Source organism: Streptomyces sp. P6-2-1 (assembly GCF_050613165.1).
In the GTDB taxonomy this organism is placed as follows: Bacteria; Actinomycetota; Actinomycetes; order Streptomycetales; family Streptomycetaceae; genus Streptomyces.
Genome location: NZ_CP192513.1, coordinates 2,130,577 through 2,147,379 on the forward strand (window position 1 = coordinate 2,130,577; position 16,803 = coordinate 2,147,379).

Consider the following 16,803-nt stretch of genomic DNA (forward strand, 5'->3'; position numbering starts at 1 on the left):
CTTCCCAGGCCCCGCCGGGAATGCCCCGTACAAAGGGCCCCGCACACATGGAGAAGGGACCGCGCGCACCACTCGCCCGGCCCCTTCTCCGGCTCGCCCCCACGCGAGCCCCGGGTCCCTAGCGCCCCCGCGCCCGGGACCCCGTCTCTGAGGTCCTGCCTGCCGGGCCCCCGGCGGCGTCGCGGCCGGTACGGGTGGCGCGGACCCGCCTCGCGCCCACCGCGCCTTCCCCGCCCGCCACACCTTCCCCGCCCACCGCGTTCGCTCCGCCCACCGCGCCCTCTCCGCCGCGTCCCCCGCTCCCCGGTCGCGACGCCGTCAGAAGTGCCACCGCGAGGGTGCAGGCCGTCAGGGCCAGGGGGATCGCCACGAGGGGCGCGGCGCCGATCGCTCCCCGCGCGCGTGCCCAGGTCAGGGCCGTCGCCGCCGCCACGGCGAGGGTCAGGCCGCAGGCGAGGAGCGCGCCGACGCGGCGGTGCGGGGCGTGCCGTACGTCCGGGTGCACGTCGAGCGCCGCCCAGCGGGCCGCGTCCTCGCGGGCCTCCGCCCGGCTCCGTACCCACGCAGCGAGCCGCAGCGCCGCGCTGCCGAGCAGCCCCGCGCCCGTCACCACGAAGACGAAGGGCATCCCGGTCAGGAGCAGCACCGCGCTCAGCCCGGCCGTGCCCCAGCCCCCCAGGCACGCCAGGGCGGTGAGCCGCCGGGAGACCGGGCGGTCGGCTCCGGCCCGCAGGTCGACGAGGGCCGGTACGTACCAGACGCAGCCCGATGCCGTGAGGACGCCGAGCGCCAGGGCGGGTACGACGGCGCTCACCGGACCACCTCCGCGCCCGCCCCCGCCGCGCCCGTCTCCACCGCACCCGTCTCCACCGCTCCCGTCCCTACCGCGCCCGCCCCCGCCAGGGCGTTCTCGCGCCGGTCGAGCGCCGCGATGTCCGGGTGGTGCAGGTCGAAGGCCGGGGACTCGCTGCGGATACGGGGCAGCTTCACGAAGTTGTGGCGCGGCGGCGGGCAGGACGTCGCCCACTCCAGCGAGCGCCCGAAGCCCCACGGGTCGTCCGTGTCGACCTTCTTGCCGTACTTCGCGGTCTTCCAGATGTTGTAGAAGAACGGAAGGAAAGAGAGACCGAGCAGGAACGAACCGATCGTCGACACCGTGTTCAGGGCCGTGAATCCATCGGCCGCCAGGTAGTCCGCGTACCGCCTCGGCATGCCTTCCGCGCCCAGCCAGTGCTGTACGAGGAAGGTGGCGTGGAAGCCGGCCGTCAGTGTCCAGAAGGTCAGCTTCCCGAGCCGCTCGTCGAGCATCCTGCCCGTGAACTTCGGCCACCAGAAGTGGAATCCGGCGAACATCGCGTACACCACCGTGCCGAACAGCGTGTAGTGGAAGTGCGCGACGACGAAGTACGAGTCCGAGACGTGGAAGTCGAGCGGCGGCGCGGCCAGGATCACGCCGGTCAGCCCGCCGAAGACGAACGTGACGAGGAAGCCGACCGCCCACAGCATCGGCGTTTCGAAGGAGAGCGATCCCTTCCACATCGTGCCTATCCAGTTAAAGAACTTGACGCCCGTCGGCACCGCGATGAGGAAGGTCATGAACGAGAAGAAGGGCAGCAGCACCCCGCCGGTGACGTACATGTGGTGCGCCCACACGGTCACCGAGAGACCGGCGATGGCGATCGTCGCACCGATCAGGCCCACGTAACCGAACATCGGCTTGCGCGAGAAGACCGGAATCACTTCGGAAATGATCCCGAAGAACGGCAGCGCCAGGATGTACACCTCGGGGTGGCCGAAGAACCAGAAGAGGTGCTGCCACAGCAACGCCCCGCCGTTGGCCGCGTCGAAGACGTGCGAGCCGAACTTGCGGTCGCATTCGAGCGCGAAGAGCGCGGCGGCGAGCACCGGGAAGACGATGAGCACGAGCAGCGCCGTGAGCAGCACGTTCCACGTGAAGATCGGCATCCGGAACATCGTCAGCCCGGGGGCGCGCATGCACACGATCGTGGTGATGAAGTTGACCGCGCCCGCGATCGAGCCGAAGCCCGAGAGCGCCACACCCATGATCCACAGATCCGCGCCGAGACCGGGCGAGTGCACGGCGTCGGAGAGCGGCGCGTAGAGGAACCAGCCGAAGTCGGCCGCGCCACCAGGCGTCAGGAAACCACCGGCCGCGATCAATGAACCGCACAAGAAGAGCCAGAAAGCGAGCATGTTCAGTCGCGGGAAGGCGACATCCGGCGCGCCGATCTGGAGCGGCATGATCCAGTTCGCGAACCCGGTGAACAGCGGCATCGCGAAGAGCAACAACATGATCGAACCGTGCATCGTGAACGCCTGGTTGAACTGCTCGTTCGACAGGATCTGCATCCCGGGACGGGCGAGTTCGGCGCGCATCACGAGGGCGAGCACGCCGCCGACGATGAAGAACACGAAGGCCGAGACCAGATAGAGCGTGCCGATCTGCTTGTGATCGGTCGTGGTCAGCCAGGTCACCCAGCTGGGACGGGCGGGGGCCGAGGCCGCCACCGGCGTACGCGCCACAGCCACCGCCACCGGCGTAGGCGCCACAGCCACCGCCACCGCCACCGGCGTACGCGCCACAGCCGCCACCCCCGGCGTGCGCGGCGAAGCCCCGGCCCCCGTGGGCACCTCCGCCCCCGTCACCCCGGCCGCTCCAGCCGCCCCGCCCGCTCCAGCCGCCCCGGCCTCCTCCACCCCCGGTGGTGCCACCCCCGCGCGCCCGGCGGCGGCGGGCCGCTCCGGCCGTTCCTCGGTCGGCTCCCGCCGTTCCTCGGTCCGCTCCCGCGCGTCCCGCTGCTGCCTGTCGTGTGCCTCGTCCACCGGACGGCGACCTTCCTTCCGCGAAGCTGGTACGGCCGGAGGGCTCACACGCAGGGAGAGAGTGCGGTGCTCCTCCGGCCGCCCCACATGATCAGCGGTGGCAGGAGGCCCCGGGCAGGGCCGAGCGGGCCCGGCCGCGCGCTCCCTTCCGGGCCGGTCGGCGAGGGCAGCGGGGCCGGCCGGCGGCGGGTGCGGGGGCCTGTCGGCGGGCGGTACGGGGCCGGTCGGCCCAGCCGTACGAAGGCCGGTCGGCCCCTGCGCTACGGGGTCGCCCCCGCCCGGCCACGGGTCCCGCAGGGGCCACTCGGCCTCTGGCCAGGGCCCGGCGGGCGCCACGTACCGTACGAAGCATGAGCGAGCCGCGCGAGATCAGCACCGTCAGCACAGGGGGCGCCCAGGGGGCAGCCCCTGGCGGCCGCTGCCCGTTCCCGCACGGGGACCTGCCCCGCACCGCCGAAAACGGCACCCGTACCGCCAAGAACGGCACCCGCATCGCCGGGACCGGCATCGCTGCCACCACCGGTCTCCCCCGCACCCCCTCCCCCACAGGCCCACCCCGCACCTCTCCCGCGTCTCCCGCGTCTCCCGCGTCTCCCGCGTCTCCCGCGCCCACCCTCAACGTCCCCGACCGCATCCACGCGCTTCTCACCGCCGTCATGGACCTCGGCAGGGACCTGGACCTCCCGCAGGTGCTGCGGAGCATCGTCGACGCGGCCGTGACGCTCACCGAGGCGCGCTACGGGGCGCTCGGCGTCATCGGGGACGACGGCACCGGGCTCTCGCAGTTCGTGACCGTGGGTCTCGACCCCGAGGTCGAGGCGCGGATCGGCCCCGCGCCGTGCGGGCAGGGCATCCTCGGTGAGCTGATCACCCACCCCGCGCCGCTCCGCCTCGACAACCTCACCGCGCACCCGAACAGTTACGGCTTTCCCGCGCACCATCCGCCGATGCGGACCTTCCTCGGCGCCCCCGTCCGCATCCGCGACGAGGTCTTCGGGAACATCTACCTCACCGAGAAGCGCGGCGGCGGTTCCTTCGACGCCGACGACGAGGCCGTCCTCACGACGCTCTCGATCGCGGCGGGCGTCGCGATCGACAACGCGCGCCTCTACGAGGAGAGCCGCCGTCGCGAGCATCGCCTCGAAGCCCTCGGCGAGATCACCCGCGCACTCCTCGCCGGTACGGGGACGGACGAGGTGCTGCGGATCATCGCGCGCCGCGCGATGGAGGTCGCGGACGCCGACCTGGCGGCCGTGCTCCTCCCGAGCGGGACGTCCGGCACCGAGCTGGCCGTGCGGGTCGCCCACGGCGAGGGCGCCGAGACCGTACGGGGCGCCGTCCTCCCGGTCACGGGCTCGCTCTCGGGGCTCGCGGCCGTGGAGCGGGCCCCCGTCGTGACGACGGACGTACGGGTCGACGCGCGCGCCCGGCCGCTCGGCGGCGCGGAGCACGGGCCGGTCGTCGCGGTGCCGCTGCCCGTGGACGGCGCGGTGTGCGGGGCGCTGCGGCTGAGCCGCCGTACCGGCAGGCAGGGCTTCGCCGCCGCCGAGACCGCGCTCATCGACGGCTTCGCCGACCAGGCGGCGATCGCGCTCGAACTCGCGCGCAGGCGTGAGGAGTCGGAGGAGCTTGCCATGCTCCAGGACCGCGACCGCATCGCGCGCGACCTGCACGACGTCGCGATACAGCGTCTCTTCGCGACCGGCATGACGCTCCAGAGCGCGACGCGCTCGATCGCCGATCCGACAGCGTCCGAACGGGTCGGGCGCGCGGTCGACGACCTCGACGCGACGATCCAGATCATCCGCTCGACGATCCATCAGCTCCGTACGAGCGACGACGACCGGGGCGGCCCCGCACTGCGCCGCCGCCTCGCCGAGACGGTGCAGCTCGCCGCCCAGCACCTGGGCTTCCAGCCGTCGTTGCGCATAGCGGGGCCCGTGGACAGCACGGTGCCCGAGGAGTTGCGCGAGCACGTGCTCGCGGTCACGGCGGAGGCGCTGAGCAACACCGCCCGGCATGCCCGCGCCCACCACGTGGACATCGAACTGTCCGTCCCCGACGGCGCCGACCGCGTCGTCCTCACGGTGACGGACGACGGCGTGGGCCTCGGCTCGGCCCGGCCGACCGGGGGTCTGCTCAACATGGGTTCGCGCGCGGAGCAGTGCAGGGGGAGCTTCCGCGTCGACGCGGGCCCCGACGGCGCCCGGGGGACCCGGGGGACCCGGATCACATGGACGGCGCCGATGACAGGGACGTGAGCCGCCCGGGCCGGGACCCACCCCACACCCGAGCCGGTCCGTCCCCCACTCCCACGCCCGAGCCGGTCCGTCCCCCACCCCCACGCCCGAGCCGGTCGCGCCCGCCCCCGAGCCGGAGCCCGCCCCCCTGCCCCGAGCCGGTCCGTCCCCACGCCGGGCCGGTCCGCCCCCGCCCCCACGCCCGGGCCGACCTCCCCGCGCCCGGGGCGGCACGGCCCCGCGCCCGACCCGGGCCGGTCAGCCCCCGCTCAGCCCTCGGCGTGCTCCGCGTCGTACCGCTCCTGCGCCGCGAGGAGTTCGGCCCCGTGCGCCCCGTACCACCCGATGAGGTCTGTGAGCGGCCCGGCCAGGCCGAGTCCCAACTCCGTGAGGGTGTAGGTGACTTGCGGCGGATTGGTCGGAGCGACCTCGCGGTGCACGAGCCCGGCCCTGACGAGTGCCTTGAGGTTCTGCGACAGCATCTTCTGACTGATCCCGCCGACGCGCGCGTGCAGCCGGGCGAAGCGGTGCGGCCCCGAGACGAGCGCCGAGATGATCAGCGTCGCCCAGCGGCTCGTCGTCCGGTCCATGATCGGCCGGAAGGCGCACTTCTGGTCGAAGGTGTCGTGGGCGAGAAGCCTGCCGGCGGTCGCGCGCCGCGCCTCCTCCGTCATGACACCCGGCGCCGCTCCCCCCGCCGCTCCGTCCGCCACGTTCTTCGTCGAGCCTTCCGCCGGGGTTTCCGCCAGGGTTTCCGTCATGGCAGGAGCTTACAAAAAAGTACCTCCTTCCGCCGGGTAACCACCTTCCCTACGGTGACTTCCACGGGCCCCGACCTCCGGGGCCGAGCACGAGGAGCCACTGTGAGCAGCGACAACACCGGACGTACGGCCGTCGTGACGGGCGCGTCCAAGGGGATAGGCGCGGGGATCGCGAAGGCGCTCGCCGCGAGCGGCGCGGCTGTCGTGGTCAATTACCGGACGGACGCGGAGGGCGCGGCGAAGGTCGTCGCGGAGATCACCGCGAAGGGCGGCAGGGCGCTCGCCGTCCGGGCGGATGTGGCGAAGGGCGAGGAGGAGGTGCGGGAGCTGTTCGCGCGGGCCCGCGCCGCGTACGGCCCGGTCGACATCCTCGTGAACAACGCGGGGGTCGTCGCCTTCGGGCCGCTGTCGGAGCTGACCGAGGAGGAGTTCCACCGCGAGACGACGACGAACGTGCTGGCCCCGATGCTGACCACGAAGACGCTGGCCGGGCAGGAGGACGTCACCGCGGCGTCCGTCGTCAACATCTCGACGGGCGGCACCCTCGGCCACCCCCCGTACGCCTCTCTCTACGTCGCCACGAAGAGCGCCCTGGAGGCGTACACGATCATCGCGGCGAAGGAGCTGGGCCCGCGCGGCATCCGCGTCAACGCGGTCCAGCCGGGCGCGTCGGACACCGAGGGCACTCGCGCCTCCGGGTACATCGGCTCGGAGCTTGAGGCCCGCGCGATCGCCGCCACGCCCCTGGGCCGCAGCGGTACGCCGGACGACTACGGCCCGCTCGTGGCCTTCCTCGCCTCGGACGAGGCACGGTGGATCACGGGAGCGGTGGTACTGGCATCGGGCGGGAGCCGCTGAACCCCGCGACGGGAGCGGCCCCGCGACGGGAGCGGCCTCCTGGCACAGGAGCGGCCTCCTGGCACGGGAGCCGCTGAATGTCACCGGGGAGTGCGGCGTAGCGAGGTCGTCGGGCGCGCGCCCCGTCCCCCGGTGTCACCCCGTCGGGCGCCCCGCGTCCGTCCCCCGCAGCCGTTCCGCGATCATCGCCGCCTGTATCCGCCGCCCGACCCCGAGCTTTCCGAGGATCGAGGAGACCCGGTTCTTGACCGTCTTCTCGGCGAGGTAGAGGCGTTCGGCGATCTGCCGGTTGGTGAGGCCGAGGCCGATGAGGTCCAGGATCTCCAGCTCGCGCGGCGAGAGCCGGTCGAGTTCGCCGGGCAGGGCGCGGCTCGGCTCGGGCTTCTCGGGCTTGGGCTCGCGGATACGGGCCATGACGCGGCTCGTCATGCGCGGGTCGAGGAGCGAGGTCCCCGTGGCGACGGTCCGTACCGCGTGGATGAGGTCGGAGCCGTTGATCTGCTTGAGCACGTACCCCGCCGCGCCCGCCATGATCGCGTCGAAGAGCGCCTCGTCGTCGTCGAAGGACGTGAGCATGAGGCAGGCCAGCTCGGGGAGTTCGGCGCGCAGTTCCCTGCACACCTCGACGCCCTCGTGATCCCCGCCCGTCGCGCTGCCGAGCCGGACGTCGAGCACGGCGACGTCGGGCCGCGTCGCGGGCACACGCGCGAGCGCCTCCCGCGCGTTGGCGGCCTCGCCGACCACGACGATGTCCGCCTCCGCCTCCAGGAGGTCGCGCAGCCCCCGCCGCACGACCTCGTGGTCGTCGAGCAGGAAGACGCGGACGGGAGCGGAGGAAGCGGCGGGCGCGGTGGACGCGGTGGATGCGGCGGGCGCGGTGCCGGGCCTGCGGGGCGGCGGCACGGCGTTCACGAGCGGGTCCGGGGGGCGCGGGAGGGGGGTGCGGCGATCATGGCGAGACTCCGGTACGAGACGGGACGGCCGCCCCGGCACCCGCGCCCCGGGGGGGGCGCGCACCCTCAAGCGGCACACCCCCAGTATCGCAAGGGCACCCCCCGCCGTCCGGCCCCGCCCCCGGGGCCGAACGGCCCTCGTGCCCCCTCCCTCCGCCCTGATGAACTCCCCTCGCGCCCCGAACGGGCCGCTCCGGACGAGGCCCGTCATCCCCGGCCCCCGGAGGACCCGTTGGGGGCGTCCAACACGGCACGGCCGGCCGCCTCGCGCGTCGTCATCCAGCGGCTCCGGGACGAGCCCCCTCACTGGTCCGCGCTCCAGCCGTTCGGCCACGGGGGGCGTGAGGCGAGCACGCCGACCGGGCCGGGGAGCCCCACGAGAGGAACACCCCGCTTCGGCCACGCGTGAACCCCGCGCCCCCGGGCAGACCCCCACCCATGACCACCGATCCGATGGCTCGCCTCGAACTCGCCGCCCACCGCCACGCGGAGGCGGAGCAAGCCCTCGCCGCCGCGCGCGACGACCTCGTCGTGGAGAGCGTCGCCGCCCTGCGCGCCGTCCGCGAGGACCCCGCGCTCACCGTCCGGGCCGAGACCGACATCGCCCGCCTCACCGGCTGGGAGGTCGAGGAGCTGCGGCGCCTCGTACGGGAGGCGGACCTGGTGAGGATGGACCCGGCGTAGGACCAGGGACCCCGCCGTGCGCACCACCACCCTCCGGCGCCCCACCGGCCCCGCCGAGCCGGACCTGGTGCGTGCGAGCGGAATGCGGGCCCGGCCGCCGCGCCTGCTCGGGCAGCCGCTCTTCTACCCGGTCCTCAACGAGGACTACGCGATCCGCATCGCGCGCGACTGAACGTCACGCACGACGGCGCGGGCCGCGTCGCGCGCTCCGCGGTCGATGCCGACGTCCTCGCCCGTTGCCCCCCGTCCGGCAGGCCGGCGGCGTGACGATCCTCGCGCGGTGGGTCCCCGCCGAGGACCCGCCGGAGTTCAGGGCGCACCTCTTCGGGCCGACCGAGGCCGTACGCGGGTTCCACGCCGCCTGAGCGGAGCGCACCCGTGTGCGACCCCCCACATCCGCCCCCGCCCGGCGCCCCGCGTGCGCGACCATGAACGGATGCCGCCCCTTCCCGACCCCTCCCCCGCGCCCGGCCACGCCCCAGGACCCGGAGCCGCTCCCCTCGACGCGCCCGCGCCGCAGAGCGTCCCCGGGCCCGAGGCCGCCACCGCCCCGGAGGACATCGCCGCCCCCGGGGACGCCACCGCCCCGGAGGACACCGAGGGCGCCGAGGACACCCCCACCCTCGCCACCGTCCTCGCGGCCGGGGCAGGGGAGGCCGTCGAGGTCGTGACCGTGCCGGGCGGGCACGCCGTCCCCGTACGCGGCATCGGCGTCTACGACCCCGGCGAGACCTTCGCCGCGCGCGACCACGTCCTCGTCGCGATCGGTGTCGACGCCTCCTCGCCCGCCGCCGCCGACGTGCTCAGGGCCGCCGCCCGTACGAGGGCCGCCGCGCTCGTCCTGCGGCGCGGCGCCACGGGCCCCGCCCCGCGCCTGCTCGACGTGGCCCGCCACGTCCCCACCGCGCTCCTCACGCGCGCCCCCTGGGTCGAGTGGACCGAGCTGATCGCCCTGCTCCGGGCAGGTCTCGCGCAGACCGGCGGCGCGGAGGGCCCGCACGCGGAGGTACCGCTGGGCGACCTTCCCGCGCTCGCGAACGCCTTCGCCGCGCTCGTCGGCGGCGCCGTCACGATCGAGGACCCCGAGTCCCGCGTCCTCGCCTACTCCCGTACGGAGAACGGCGCCGACCCGCTGCGCCGCCTCACGATCCTCGGCCAGCGGGTCCCGCGCTGGCGCCTCGCCGAGCTGGGCGCGAGCGGCTTCCTGCGCACGCTCTGGACGAGCGACGACGTCGTGCACCGCCCCGCCGACGCGCGCTTCCCCGAGCGGCTCGCGATCGCGGTGCGCGCGGGCGAGGAGGTACTCGGCTCGCTGTGGGTCGCGGCGGACGGCGCGCCGCTCGGCGCGGGGGCGCGCCAGGCGCTGCGCGAGGCGGCGCGCACGGCGGCCCCGCACCTGCTCCACCACCGCCTGCGCACCCGTACGGGCGCGACGCGCCGCGTGCAGGCGGTACGGGCCCTGCTCGACGGCACCGACGACGTGCCCTCCGCCGCCGCGACCCTCGGCCTCGCCCCGCACACCCCGTGCGCCGTCCTGAGCGTCCTCGCCCTGCCGGGAACCGGGCAGTCCGACCCGGCCCGCGCCCTCCACCTCGCCGCGCTCCAGGCCACCGCGCACCATCCCGCGGGGCTCGCCCTGCGCGAGGAGGACCGCCACCGCCTCGACGTCCTGCTCCCGCTGGGCGCCGAGGACCGGGCGCGTACGGCGAAGCGCCTCGGCAGGGAGCTGGCGTCGGCGGTACGGGGCGCGGGCGCGCGGCCCCTCGTCGCGATCGGCGCCGTACACGAGGACCTGGCCCACGCCGCCGCGTCCCGCCGTGCCGCGCACCTCGTGCTGCGGGTCCTGACCGAGCGCGGGACTCCGGCGTCGGACGCGGGTCCGGCGGGCGACGGCGGCGCGGACGGGCCGGGCGTCCCCGCGCCCGGCTTTCCCGAGGTGGCCGCCGAGGACGACGTGCGTGCCGCGCTCGACGCCCTCCGCGTCACGGACGCGGTCGCCGCGCTGGCCCCGCCGCCCGACGCCCCGGTCCGCGCGCTCCTCGCGTACGACGAGGAGCACCGTACGGACCTCGCCCGTACCCTCGCCGCGTATCTCGACCGCTTCGGCGACGTCCCCGCGACGGCGAAGCTCCTCGCCGTCCACCCCAACACCCTCCGCTACCGCCTCCGCCGCCTGCACGACCTCTTCGCGATCGACCTCGCCGACCCCGACACGCGCCTGCTCGCGGAGCTGGGCCTGCGCGCGGCGGGCCTGCTGCCCTGGCGGCGCGGCTGAGCCGGGCCCCGCTTTGGCCTCCCGCACGAAACGGGGGCCGCTCCCTCTCACTTCCGCACAACCCCTCGCGCCCTCCTCCCGCCCCTCTTGTCCGCCCGTACGAGAGCGGGGACCGCGACGTGGGCCGATTCGCCGCAGACGGGGCGCGCGCGGGTGCCCGAGAGTGGTGCCCGTACCACTGGACGGACCGCTGGACGGACCGGCTCTCGGCGAGGAGACCCGACGATGGAACACGACTCCCTGGCCCGCAGGCACGCCGCGCTGCGCGAGGCCGCGCGCGGGGGGCTTGTCGGCCCCGATGCCCCGGTCGCGGGTTTCGTCGACGTGACGGGGGTGCGCGAGGCGGTACGTGAGCTGCGCGCCGCCTTCGCGGGGCCCGCGCCCGTCCTGCACACGTTCGCCGTGAAGGCCGCCTCGCTCGTGCCGGTGCTCGAAGTGCTGAACGAGGAGGGCGTGGGCTGCGAGGTCGCGAGCCCCGGCGAGCTGGAACTCGCCCGCGCCGCCGGTGTCCCCGCGTCCCGTACGGTCTTCGACTCGCCCGCCAAGACGGTCGCCGAGCTGCGCGACGCGCTCGCGCACGGCATCGCGGTGAACGCGGACAATCCGCAGGAGCTGGCCCGTATCGACGCGCTCGTCGCCGAGGGCCCCACGGACGCGCCGCTCGGCGTGCGCGTCAACCCGCAGGTCGGTACGGGCTCGATCGGGGCCATGTCGACGGCCACGGCGACGTCGAAGTTCGGCGTGGCGCTGCGCGACCCGGGCGCGGAGGACTGGCTCGTGCGGCAGTACGTGGAGCGCCCCTGGCTCACGCGCCTGCACACGCACACGGGCTCGCAGGGCGTGGCCCTTGAGCTGATGGCGGAGTCGGTACGGATCGTGTACGAGCTGGCCGAGCGCATCAATCGCGAGGTGGGCGGGCAGCAGGTCGACACGATCGACATCGGTGGCGGCCTCCCCGTCAACTTCGGGGGCGAGGAGATCACCCCGCGTTTCGCGAACTACGCGAAGCTGCTGCGCGCGACCGTGCCGGGGCTCTTCGACGGGCGCTACACGATCGTCACGGAGTTCGGGCGCTCGCTGCTCGCGAAGCAGGGTTTCGTGGCCGCGCTCGTCGAGTACACGAAGACGTCGGGCGGCCGCCGTATCGCGGTGACGCTCGCGGGCGCGCAGGTCGCGACCCGTACCGTCTTCGTCCCCGACGCGTGGCCGCTGCGCGTCGCCGCCTTCGCGGCGGACGGCACGCCGAAGGAGTCCCTGGGCCTGGTCCAGGACGTGGCGGGCCCGTGCTGCTTCGCGGGCGATCTGGTGGCGCGCGGCCGTACCCTCCCCGAGCTGTCCCCCGGCGACCTGATCGCGCTGTGGGACACGGGCGCCTACTACTTCTCGACGCACTTCGCGTACAACAGCCTGCCGCGCCCGGCGGTCCACGGCTTCTGGACCGACGAGGACGGGCGTACGCGCTTCGCCACGATCCGTAGGGGGCAGTCCCTCGCGGAAGTCCTCGCGGAGAGCGGCGCGGCGGAGTCCGGTGGCCTGAAGGGCGTGGGCGAACCGCCGCTCGCACGGCGCTGAGCGCACCCCTCACACGTCACTGACCTGCACCGATACCATACGAGTGTATTCCGCACCTACCAATCGGTAGGGTGCTGCGGGTCCGGTACGCGCCCCCGCGCCCCGGACCCGCCCCCCACCCAGAGAACGACAGGCACCCACCCGCCGCTGTCCCCCGCCCCCCGCCGCCGTCACGCCATCCCCCTACGAGGCGTCGCGCCGCGCGGGAAGGCGAGCGGCGACGCCTCTTCGGCGGTGCCTCTTGGCAGTACGGAGCGAAACCACATGCAGCAAGGCAGTCCCCAAGGGAGCGCGTCCCCCGGCGCGACCCTGCCCCCGCCCTCCGCCACGACGGTCGTCCACGAGGAGGGCTACGCGCCCGGCCTGCGCCGCCGCCAGGTGCAGATGATCGCCGTGGGCGGCGCGATCGGTACGGGCCTCTTCCTCGGCGCGGGCGAGCGCCTGCACAAGGCGGGCCCCTCGCTCGTCATCGTCTTCGCGGTGACGGGACTCTTCGCGTTCTTCATCGCGCGGGCGATGGGCGAGCTGGTCATGCACCGGCCCAGCTCGGGCTCGTTCGTCTCGTACTCGCGCGAGCTGCTCGGCGGCGAGAAGGCGGCGTACCTGGCGGGCTGGATCTACTTCCTGCACTGGATCTGCTCGGGCATCGCGGAAATCACGGCGGTGGCCGTGTACCTGCACTACTGGAGCGCGTTCCGCGACATCCCGCAGTGGACGCTCGCGCTGGTGGCGCTCCTTGTCGTCCTGGGCGCGAACATGATCTCGGTGCGGTGGTTCGGGGAGTTCGAGTTCTGGTTCGCCGTGATCAAGGTCGCCGCGATCATCGCGTTCCTCGCGATCGGCTGCTGGCTGCTCGCGAGCCGCCACCCGATCCAGGGCCAGGCCGGGGGCCCGCAGCTCATCACGGACCACGGCGGGATGCTGCCGCACGGCTTCGTCGCGGCGATCGTCATCACGCAGGGCGTCGTCTTCTCGTACGCGGCGATCGAGATGGTCGGCATCACGGCGGGAGAGACGCACGATCCGCGCAAGGTCATCCCGAAGGCGATCAACTCCGTCTCCTGGCGGATCGTGGTCTTCTACGTGTGCTCGGTCCTGCTGCTCGTCCTGCTGCTGCCGTGGACGGCGTACAGCGGCGCGGAGTCGCCGTTCGTGACGCTGATGAGCAAGGTCGGCATCCCGGGCGCGGACGGCATCATGAACTTCGTCGTCCTGACGGCGGCGCTGTCGTCCTGCAACTCGGGCCTGTACTCGACGGGCCGCACGATGCGCTCGATGGGCCTCGCGGGCTCGGCCCCGCGCTTCACGACGAAGATGAACCGCCGCCACGTCCCCTTCGGCGGCATCCTCCTCACGGCCTCGTGCTACCTGGCCGGAATCGTCCTCAACTACCTGGTCCCCGACCGCGCCTTCTCGATCGTCCTGAACTTCTCGGCGATCACGATGATCGGCACGTGGGCCATGATCATGCTCTGCCAGCTCGCCCTCCGTCGCCGCGTCCGCACCGGCCACGCCGCCGACCCCGGCTTCCACCTCCCCGGCGCCCCCTTCACCTCCTACCTGACCCTGGCCTTCCTCCTCCTGGTCATCATCCTGATGGCCTGCGACGGAGACATCGGCACCTGGACGGTCTCCTGCACCCCCCTGATCGCCCTGGGCCTGTGGGGCGGCTGGTACGTGGTACGGGGCCGGGTCAACGCCCTGGCGCGGGAACGCGTTCCGGCGGGGATGCCGAGTCAGCGCGAGGAGGCCGGAGGCTGAGCGAACACACGGAGAGCCCCCCTCGCCAGAACCCCGCTCGGCGGGGGGCTCCCCGGCCCGACCGGCCGGGAGCCGATCTCACGGTGTCACCGCCACCGTCCACGCCCACGTCCGGCTCCGAAACAAGCGCCAAGCCCTCGACACCCCGGGCGCATCCTCGGCCCTGCGGCCGACCAATTCACCGCCTGGTACTTAGACCGTGTCCTATGTGGGGCTGGCTCGTTGGACTCGTCATGGGGCGGGGTACGTGGAGTTGGATTTTCCGGACGGGCTGTGGGAGATCGCGGAGCCGCTGATCCCACCGTCAAAGGTGCGGCCGCAGGGCGGCGGGACTCAGGACACGCCTGACGAGACTCTGTTCGCCGCGATCATCTACGTCCTGGTCAGCGGATGCGCCGGGCGGGCCTTGCCGCCGTGCTTCGGGATATCGAAGTCGACGGCCCACCGGAGGTTCCTGATCTGGTCAAGAGCCGGCGTGTGGGGCCGACTGCACGAGGAGATCCTGCACCGGCCGAACGACGCAGGCCTGCTCGACCTGTCCCGGGCCGTGCTCGGCTCCGCCCACGTGAGGGCTAAAAAGGGGGCGAACTCACGGGTCCGAGCCCCGTTGACCGGGGCAAGCCGGGCTCCAAGATGCACGTCCTGTCGGACGCGAACGGACTGCCCCTCCTCGTCGGCCTCTCCGCGGCCAACACCCACGACAGCCTCGCGCTGAAGCCGATGGTCGAGGGTCACCAAACGAGACACGACCCCCACCGCGGCCGGTACTTCAAGCCTCAGCGCCTGCATGCGGACAAAGCCTACGACGTTCCTCACCTGCGGAAATGGTTATGGGGCAAGCACATCGGCGTACGCATCGCCCGCACGGGAGTCGAGTCCAGCGAACGCTTGGGACGCCGCAGATGGGTCATCGAGCGGACCATGTCCTGGCTGACCGGCTACCGCGGACTGAACCACCGCTACGAACGCCATCCCCGCAACTACGTGGCCTTCCTCGGCCTCGCCGCCGCCCTCTGCTGCTACAAACGCCTCGCTCGACTCACCACATAGGACACGGTCTCAGTACCCGACCCCACCGACCGTAAGCACTGCTGACATGCGGCCAAACCTGTTCACCATCGACTTCCCCGGCCCCGGACGGGTGAGCACCATGTGGCCCGACCCCGTGGCGGCGACTGGCTTCGAAGACGAGATGACTGCGCTGAGACGCTCTGGCGTCGACATCTTGGTCTGCGCACTCACCAGGCCCGAACTCCAAGACCCCGGCCTCGCCGAGGAGCCGCAGGCAGCTGCCGCGGCCGAGCTGCGGTTCGTGGCCGTCCCCATCACCGACCGCACGGTCCCCGAGCTCGCCACGGTCCTTCCCACCCTGGACATGCTCGTCGAACAACTCCGCGAAGGCGCGCATATCGTCGCCCACTGCCGGGCCGGCATCGGACGCTCGTCCCTCCTTGCCGCCGCACTCCTCATTCTCGGCGGCATCGGACCTGACATCTCCTGAAACCTGATCGAACGCGCTCGCGGGCTCGCCGTCCCCGACACCACTGAGCAGCGCGAGTGGACGATGCAACTGCGCAAAGCTCCACGATCTTGACAATTCAGATTCCACATAATGATCCGGTTGACGTGCCTCGACCACGCCTGAGTTCCAGGGCAGAGTGAGGCCGGCGATGAAGGCGTCGCGGTCGCGGTCGATTCCTGCGGCGAGGGTGTGGAGGCTGGGCAGGTCGTCCCGGCCGACGGCGTCGAGCCATTCGGGGAGTCGTCGCCCTTGGCGTTCGGTGAGCATCTTGGCGAAGGACCTGACGTGGCCCGCACTCGTGGACAAAGCCAGGCGGAGAGTCGCACTGCCCGAGGAGATACCGATGCCCGCCGAGACCAGCCAACTGCCGCCCGAAGTAACCGAATTCATCGACGATGCGCGGCGTCACCCGGCTTTCCGCGCCGGGCTGCGCGCGAGCGACCACGCGGCGCACGCAGCCGTGCTCCTCGCCGCCGCCGCCGAGCTGGGAGAGGCGATCCTCGCCCGGTGCGCCGAGGACCGGGTGATGCAGCGCGGCGCCGAGCCCGGAGGCCAGCGCTTTGCCACTGCTGTGTCGCCGCAGGCGACCGCGCACGCCCTCGCCCTGGCGCTCCCCGGCCCAGGCCTGCGTATACCAGCGGGCCGCTCTCACCCTGCCGAACCAAGTAGACACCCGGCAGCCTCGGAACGTTGGCGCCGATCAGCGGACCCCATCCCGACGAACGTGCTGGCCGGAGTAAACGCTCCGGCCAGCACCTGCCACCTGGTCGGTGCCTCACTTATGACCGAGGCCTACCGAAACCGTCAGCTACTGGTCAGCACCATGACCAGCGCACCGACCGCCGCGGTCACCACGCTGGCGACGACCGCCATGTCGGGGAAGCGGCAGCGCGTCCAGCGGACTGAAACAGAGTACCGATCGCCGTCTGCACGATTCGCTCGTATCCACTCACGAATTTCCCGTGCCGCTCCATCACTGGTCCTTTTCAGTAGGTCAATGACTGACCCACCGTACGCAAACGCGGCAACCTGCTCCTCCTTGCCGTAGTGCACTTCGAGCGTTCCGTCATCACTCACCTCCACTGCCCGCACTGCCGCTGCCGGAATCGAGTGACTTCGCAACGGGTTGACCACTACGATCTCGCCACGCCGCAACTCGATCTTCGAGCTGGCAATTCTCCCGACGAAGCCCACGAATAGCAGGTACACCGGAATTCCTTGCCAGCTGGTTCGATTATCCACAGCATGCACCGCGAAAATCATCAGGATTCCTATCCCGATGATTCCGCTACCGAAGAGGATAGGCCAGGAGCGCCTACGAAGGATTTTTCGA

12 protein-coding genes and 2 pseudogenes are annotated in these 16,803 nt (G+C 72.9%); 9 read left to right on the forward strand and 5 right to left on the reverse strand.

Going from position 1 to position 16,803, the window contains the following annotated elements:
• Positions 1-118 precede the first annotated feature (118 nt).
• Together ACQYWQ_RS09280 and ctaD are read right to left on the reverse strand one after the other, a co-directional pair.
• Positions 119-814, reverse strand: coding sequence for a hypothetical protein (locus ACQYWQ_RS09280; protein WP_431033691.1), 696 nt, complete (start codon positions 812-814; stop codon positions 119-121).
• Positions 811-2,556: an aa3-type cytochrome oxidase subunit I gene (ctaD, locus tag ACQYWQ_RS09285; protein ID WP_431039120.1), complete on the reverse strand. Its 1,746-nt coding sequence runs from the start codon at positions 2,554-2,556 to the stop codon at positions 811-813. Before ctaD ends, ACQYWQ_RS09280 begins: the two co-directional genes overlap by 4 nt.
• A 920-nt stretch (positions 2,557-3,476) precedes the next feature.
• Between ctaD and ACQYWQ_RS09290 the strand changes: the two genes are divergently transcribed.
• Positions 3,477-5,105 carry a GAF domain-containing protein gene (locus ACQYWQ_RS09290; protein WP_431039121.1) on the forward strand — a complete coding sequence of 543 codons (1,629 nt, stop codon included), beginning with the start codon at positions 3,477-3,479 and terminating at the stop codon, positions 5,103-5,105.
• Positions 5,106-5,353: 248 nt separating this feature from the next.
• Here the strand turns inward: ACQYWQ_RS09290 and ACQYWQ_RS09295 are convergent, their stop codons facing one another.
• Positions 5,354-5,845, reverse strand: coding sequence for a winged helix-turn-helix transcriptional regulator (locus ACQYWQ_RS09295; protein WP_431033693.1), 492 nt, complete (start codon positions 5,843-5,845; stop codon positions 5,354-5,356).
• 102 nt (positions 5,846-5,947) lie between these two features.
• Here ACQYWQ_RS09295 and ACQYWQ_RS09300 point away from each other — a divergent pair, with 102 nt between their 5' ends.
• Positions 5,948-6,703: an SDR family NAD(P)-dependent oxidoreductase gene (locus tag ACQYWQ_RS09300; RefSeq protein WP_431033694.1), complete on the forward strand. Its 756-nt coding sequence runs from the start codon at positions 5,948-5,950 to the stop codon at positions 6,701-6,703.
• Between the two features lie 135 nt (positions 6,704-6,838).
• On the opposite strand, the gene ACQYWQ_RS09305 is transcribed toward ACQYWQ_RS09300, so the two are convergent.
• On the reverse strand, positions 6,839-7,516 hold the full coding sequence (locus ACQYWQ_RS09305) for a response regulator (RefSeq protein WP_431039122.1): 678 nt from the start codon (positions 7,514-7,516) through the stop codon (positions 6,839-6,841).
• Positions 7,517-8,094: 578 nt separating this feature from the next.
• Between ACQYWQ_RS09305 and ACQYWQ_RS09310 the strand changes: the two genes are divergently transcribed.
• The 7 genes and pseudogenes from ACQYWQ_RS09310 to ACQYWQ_RS09340 all read left to right on the forward strand — a co-directional run bounded on the left by ACQYWQ_RS09310 (position 8,095) and on the right by ACQYWQ_RS09340 (position 15,449).
• Positions 8,095-8,340 carry a hypothetical protein gene (locus tag ACQYWQ_RS09310; RefSeq protein WP_431033696.1) on the forward strand — a complete coding sequence of 82 codons (246 nt, stop codon included), beginning with the start codon at positions 8,095-8,097 and terminating at the stop codon, positions 8,338-8,340.
• Positions 8,341-8,356: 16 nt separating this feature from the next.
• Positions 8,357-8,705: pseudogene (locus ACQYWQ_RS09315) on the forward strand (hypothetical protein).
• 71 nt (positions 8,706-8,776) lie between these two features.
• On the forward strand, positions 8,777-10,615 hold the full coding sequence (locus ACQYWQ_RS09320) for a helix-turn-helix domain-containing protein (protein WP_431033698.1): 1,839 nt from the start codon (positions 8,777-8,779) through the stop codon (positions 10,613-10,615).
• 225 nt (positions 10,616-10,840) lie between these two features.
• Positions 10,841-12,187, forward strand: coding sequence for a diaminopimelate decarboxylase (locus tag ACQYWQ_RS09325; RefSeq protein ID WP_431033699.1), 1,347 nt, complete (start codon positions 10,841-10,843; stop codon positions 12,185-12,187).
• 264 nt (positions 12,188-12,451) lie between these two features.
• Positions 12,452-13,948 carry an amino acid permease gene (locus tag ACQYWQ_RS09330; RefSeq protein WP_431033701.1) on the forward strand — a complete coding sequence of 499 codons (1,497 nt, stop codon included), beginning with the start codon at positions 12,452-12,454 and terminating at the stop codon, positions 13,946-13,948.
• A gap of 233 nt (positions 13,949-14,181) precedes the next feature.
• Positions 14,182-14,998 (forward strand): annotated as a pseudogene (locus tag ACQYWQ_RS09335) (IS5 family transposase).
• A 100-nt stretch (positions 14,999-15,098) separates the two neighbouring features.
• A complete protein-coding gene (locus tag ACQYWQ_RS09340; RefSeq protein ID WP_431039123.1) occupies positions 15,099-15,449 on the forward strand; it encodes a protein-tyrosine phosphatase family protein in 351 nt (116 codons plus the stop codon).
• A gap of 825 nt (positions 15,450-16,274) precedes the next feature.
• Here ACQYWQ_RS09340 and ACQYWQ_RS09345 read toward each other — a convergent pair.
• Positions 16,275-16,733, reverse strand: coding sequence for a hypothetical protein (locus ACQYWQ_RS09345; RefSeq protein WP_431033702.1), 459 nt, complete (start codon positions 16,731-16,733; stop codon positions 16,275-16,277).
• Positions 16,734-16,803 lie beyond the last annotated feature (70 nt).